The organism is Nostoc sp. 'Peltigera membranacea cyanobiont' 213 (genome assembly GCF_002245975.1).
Taxonomy (GTDB): domain Bacteria; phylum Cyanobacteriota; class Cyanobacteriia; order Cyanobacteriales; family Nostocaceae; genus Nostoc.
Window position 1 is genome coordinate 1 of the sequence record NZ_NOLI01000248.1, and the last position, 5,417, is coordinate 5,417.

The following is a 5,417-nucleotide window of genomic DNA, read 5'->3' on the forward strand; positions in this document are numbered from 1 at the left end:
CCTAAAAACTTTCTTTAAAACCGCGTTTGATACTCGACTACTGCACGACTATCATCGGTTAAATTAGTGGAAGCACGCACACGAAATTCATTATTTATCCGGTAATTAACACCCCATTGGAAGGGGTCATTAGTTGTTAAAATTTTGATACTGGAAACAGATATTTTGGAAGAAATATCAACTCCCGCCTCGGCTGCTAATTCCAACGTTGAACTGCTCCTTCCCGCTTCGGGATTATCAGAAATAACGGTAGGAAATATCCGCAGTTCGCTTAAGCCAAAGGTACTCCCAATCTGGTTAAAAGCTGACTGAAAATTATTGAATACAGCTGACCCGGCGATGTTAATCAGACCCAAAGTACTGTCACCACGTCCTTGGGTGTCTACAAACCCACCTCCTAAAAGAGCAACAATTTCGTTTTGACTACGTGACGGACTGCTTGTTAGTTCTAGATTTTCATTTAGTTTACTAGCCAGACCGTTGATAGTGGCTTCGACTCGAACACTTTCTAATGCTGATAAACCCGTGGAATTTACTCGGCTGAAATCATTACTTTGAGTAACATCTAGTACTTTGGCAAATAGCCGAATATCTAAGTTGGGATCGCGCGGTTGGGAGGGACTAAAAGTTGCGGTGTGTGTATAGCCAGAAGCAAGGTTAAATTGGGTAGTAAATAAATTCACGCCACCTTTTTCTAAGCGGATAGTGCCATCAGGTATTGGCTGATTGATTAAGCCATTAACAATGAGATTACCACTGGCGCGGAAGTTGAGAATTGGGGGACGGGTAATTTGGACATTTTTACCGAGTTCTAAATCTAGATTATTAAATCTAGCGATACCTGACGGCAACGCATTTACCTTGCTATTTTCAATTTCAGGTTTACTCTGCTTATTCTCTTTTGTGGGTGATACACCGAGACTACTATTTCCAGATGAACTAGCGTCGGTAGATTCTGCCAGCAATACCTGACCGTCAAATAAACTTACTTTACCGCCAATTATGGGGTTAAGGGCAGAACCAGTAATCTGCAAATTGCCACTAGCGCCTCCTTGGTAAAGTCCCTTAAGATTCAACGCCAACTGTTCGAGATTAACAGTCAGGGGATTGTTAATAGTCACGTTCTCATTGTTGAAAATGGGAATTGCTCCAGCAGCTTCCACCTTCCCACGGCTAAATCTACCTTGAAGATTTTCTACTAAGATGCTGTCAAAATTAAACAGTACTCTACCTGTGACATGTCTGAGCTTACCTGGCAAAGCCTGGGCTGAAAAAGTAGCATCATTAATCGTAGCAGTTCCATTTACTTCGGGTTTTTTTAGTGTTCCCCGTACCTTAAGGTCTACTTCTCCTTCACCTTTTTCAAATACCACTTGATTAGTCAATGCGTTTAACAGTCCCAATCCTTCGTTTTCCAACTTCATATCTAAACTGATTTGCTCGCTGTCTGGTGCCACAGAAGCAAAAGGCAGTTTATAAGGTATGCTGCCAGTAATATCAACAGGTTTTGGCCCAGCAACTGCTACAGTACTACCAAAGTCTAAGCGGCCGTTGGCATAGCTGAAACTTGCCCTTGCTGAGTCTATTTTGTTCTGATTCAATAATCCTTCTGTGATTTGCAATTCCCCTCTAGCTTGGGGATTAGCAATGCTGCCTGCTAAAGCTGCTGTACCGTTAAGATTCCCTGTAATTCCAACTGGCAGTTTGACAAAATTATTCAGTACTTGTACCGGAAAATTATTCACCCGAAACTGTCCAGATTGTTCATCACCGCCAACATTACCTGTAAAGGCAATCAGCCTATTTTCAGATTCAAGCCGTAAAGGTCGCAAACTCAAAACACCGTTCTCAAAGCTGCCTTCAGCGATCGCTTTATCGGCAGTATAATAACGATTTCGTTCTTCCTTTTTACCCCAGGCAAAGTTTTGTCCATTCAACTTAAAATCTACTGATAATCCATTGGCTGTAGCTGTATTCACAGCCACTTCGCCGTTGAAAGTCCCCTTTAAATCTGCTAAATCTGGTATGGGAGTGGAATTAAGTCGCTGTTCTTCCTGTTCTTCGACCAAAGTTGCAATTTCAGAAAACCGTTGGATTTGGGTAAATAAGGGTTGATTTGGCGCTCCTTGGGGGGTGGTGGTTAGATCCTCTGCTGTACCGTAGATTTCTGGCGAACCACCAGGTAAATTTTGTAAATCAAATATCTGTGCTACAGCCAGAACATCTTGGATCTCTCCCTGGTTGACGTTCAGTTTACCTTGTAGTTGAGGGCCTTTGGGACTTTGAGCAAAAGTACCGACAAGGGCGTAACTACTTTTGCCTTTGACAAATTCGCTACTGGCAAGTGTGCCTTTACCGTTACCATAGCGGAATTGAGCAGCTATTCGATCGCCTTTAAGCCGACCAATTTGTGGATTAGCGATCGCTAAATTCCCCGTAGATGCCAATGTCTGCTGATTAAATAGCAAATCCCCAGTTAACAAACCAGCGATTTTTCCAGCACCCAGTCGAGTTATTGGTGGCGGAGTCAAATTCAATATTTGTAAGGGGAAATTTGCAACTTTGAGTGCCCAATCATTCCCTTGAACATTACCTGTGGCTGATGCGTCTTGCCATTTGACTAAGAAAGATTTCGGGCGGTTATTGGCATCTAAATTAAAGGCCAAGCGATCGCTATTACCCGCCAAGTTCAAATTTAACCCGCGTCCCTGTGCTGAATCAATATTTCCAGTTAACAATGGCTCAAAAGCAATATCTTGAACAACTAAGTCTCGTAAATTAATTTGCCCTACCACATTTGGTAAAGGCAGCTTACCAGTGATTTGACCATTAAAATCTACTCTCCCCGCCACAGCAACCTGATTAGGAAGATTTATCGGTAACTGTTTTAGGTTGTAATTCTGGGCTTGGACGTTGAGATTTAGGGCAGTAATTTCCGGTATGCCCGTTCCCCTGGCATTAGCTAATATGTTACCAGTCACACTTAAACCGGGAGCAGTTGCTCGCTCAATGGTAAGCCTTTCACCACTCCAAGCGATCGCAGCCGTCAGAGGTTGCTCAAGCCCAGGGATACCTTGGGATAATTGCACTTGTCCAGCCGCCCGTACATCCGCTAACTTGGACGATCCGACAGTGCCAGCTAATTGTAACTGACCGCCAAATTGACCCCGCAATTGCTCATTGAACCGATTTAATTCCACACCAGAAGCATCAACTACAGCTTGATAGCGACCATTAGCCAATTGGATATTAGAAGCTGCGATCGTTCCACCTGCAATATTCAGCCGTCCTTGACCGCTAGCTTGGATAGTTTGCGGTTGGAACGACTCAACAGAACCAGCCACATTTGCTTGACCAGTTAACGTCCCTCGAAACTGCGGTGGTACTGCTGCCAACTGCTGCAACGGTAGATTATTTGCTTGAACTTGCGCCTGGTATACACCATTAGCCACTTGGATATTAGAGGCTGTAATCGTCCCACCCCCGACATTTACCCGCGCCTGACCACTGGCTTGGATAGTTTCCGGTTGGAAGGATTCAACAGAACCAGCCACGTTTACTTGACCAGTTAATGTCCCTCGAAACTGCGGTGGTACTGCTGCCAATTGCCGCACAGGAACATTATTCGCTTGAACTTGCGCCTGGTATACACCGTTAGCCACTTGGATATTAGAGGCTGTAATCGTCCCATCCCCGACATTTACCCGCGCCTGACCACTGGCTTGAATAGTTTCCGGTTTAAAAGAATCAACAGAACCTGCTACATCGAACTGACCAGTTAATGCCCCTTGAAACTGCTTTGGTACTTTTGCCAACTGCTGCAACGGTACATTATTTGCCCGAACTTGCGCCTGATAGACACCATTAGCCACTTGGATATTTTTAGCTGTAACTGTTCCACCGTCAATAGCAAGACTACCTTCACCACTGCTACGGAGGGTTTTCAGGCTAAAATTATCTCTGTCACCTGCGATTTGGAATGTCCCCGCCAAAGGATTATTTAAAGCTGGGGGAGACTGTTTTAATATTTGTCCTAACCGCACACCATTAGCTACAAGTTGAGCAGAAAAGCTTTGTTCTTGCAGTTGGACATTAGAAACTGTAACTGTACCACCACCAATTTGAACTCCTGCCCCATCACTGCGAATCGTGGCAATTTTAAATGGTGCTGTGCTGCCTGAGAGGATAAGACGACCATTAAACTGTGCCTTTGCCAAAGAGACATTTTGCAGTTGACTTTTGTCTACAAAGGGTTCCAATTTTACCCCAGAGGCAACAGCCACAGCTTGCCAACGCTCATTAACATAACTCCCAGTTGCCCGGACTTTACCACCACTGACATTAAGAGCCACATTGCGGAAAGAGACGATGCGATTTGGAGAAATCGCAACTTCACCAGTTCCGGGGTAAGTTCCGTTAGGCGCTTGGAATTGTACCGAAGTTTGGACATTGGTAGAAGCACCAGTTAATTGGGCTGTAGCTGAGACATTGCCGATTTGGAATGCGGGTGTTGTTCCATAAACTTTTGCGATCGCATCCCCTGGAACATTCTTGGCAGCGAAATTTAAATCCAGTCGTGACGTTTTACCGAGTTTAATTGTGCCAGCACCAGTAATATCACCACCAACTATGGCTTTACCTTGAATATCTTTCAGGCTAAGTAAAGAGGAACTAGAACTAGTAACAAGCTCAAATTTACTACTGATGCTCTTAAAATCAACTTTGTCAATCCGGGCAGTTTTTATTGTGGTAACTGAACCTGAGAGAATTGGCTCTTTAGTCGATCCGGTAATCAGCAAATCTGCTTGTACTTGTCCAGCGATCGGTACAGGTAGTTTTACCTTCAGAGTATCCTGGGCATTAGCCAAACTCACGGTATTTACGTGCCCTGCCAACTTAAAGCCTGCTTGAGTGTCGATGATTCCTGTAGCCACCACAGGAATTTTGCCGTAGTTGGTAGTAACATTATTTAACTGCAACTCTGTTCCCTGAAAACGGAGATTTCCTTGGCTATTGCTTAACAGTTGCGGCACTTTGGGTATTTGAAGTGTTACCCCTTGCACAGCAGCATTGCCATACAATAAAGTCTGCTGTCCTGGTGTCAACCGAACTAACAAGTCGCCATTGGCTCGACCCGCCTGTAAGTTCACTGGTAACTTAATCAACCGAGTAATATCAGCAGCGAACAAATCTTGTGCTTGCAACTGAAAATTGCCTGCCAGCACCTTAGAACGTGTCTCTCCCTGAATGGAAATATTGCCACCACTGTCTGCTTGACCCCCCACATCAAACCGGATCAACTGGTTGTTTGCTAAAAGTTGGGCAGATCCATTCAGTTGAGAAAATGTTATGGGGGCGGTGGGAGATGAGGAGGATCTTGCACCCCCATCCTCCCCTGCCTCCCCTGCCTCCCCTAC

At 44.6% G+C, this 5,417-nt stretch carries 1 protein-coding gene; it reads right to left on the reverse strand.

Features of this window, described 5'->3' with window-relative positions:
• Positions 1–14: 14 nt before the first annotated feature.
• A partial coding sequence (locus CDG77_RS33140) for a translocation/assembly module TamB domain-containing protein (protein ID WP_094333419.1) occupies positions 15–5,417 on the reverse strand: 5,403 nt, incomplete at its 5' end.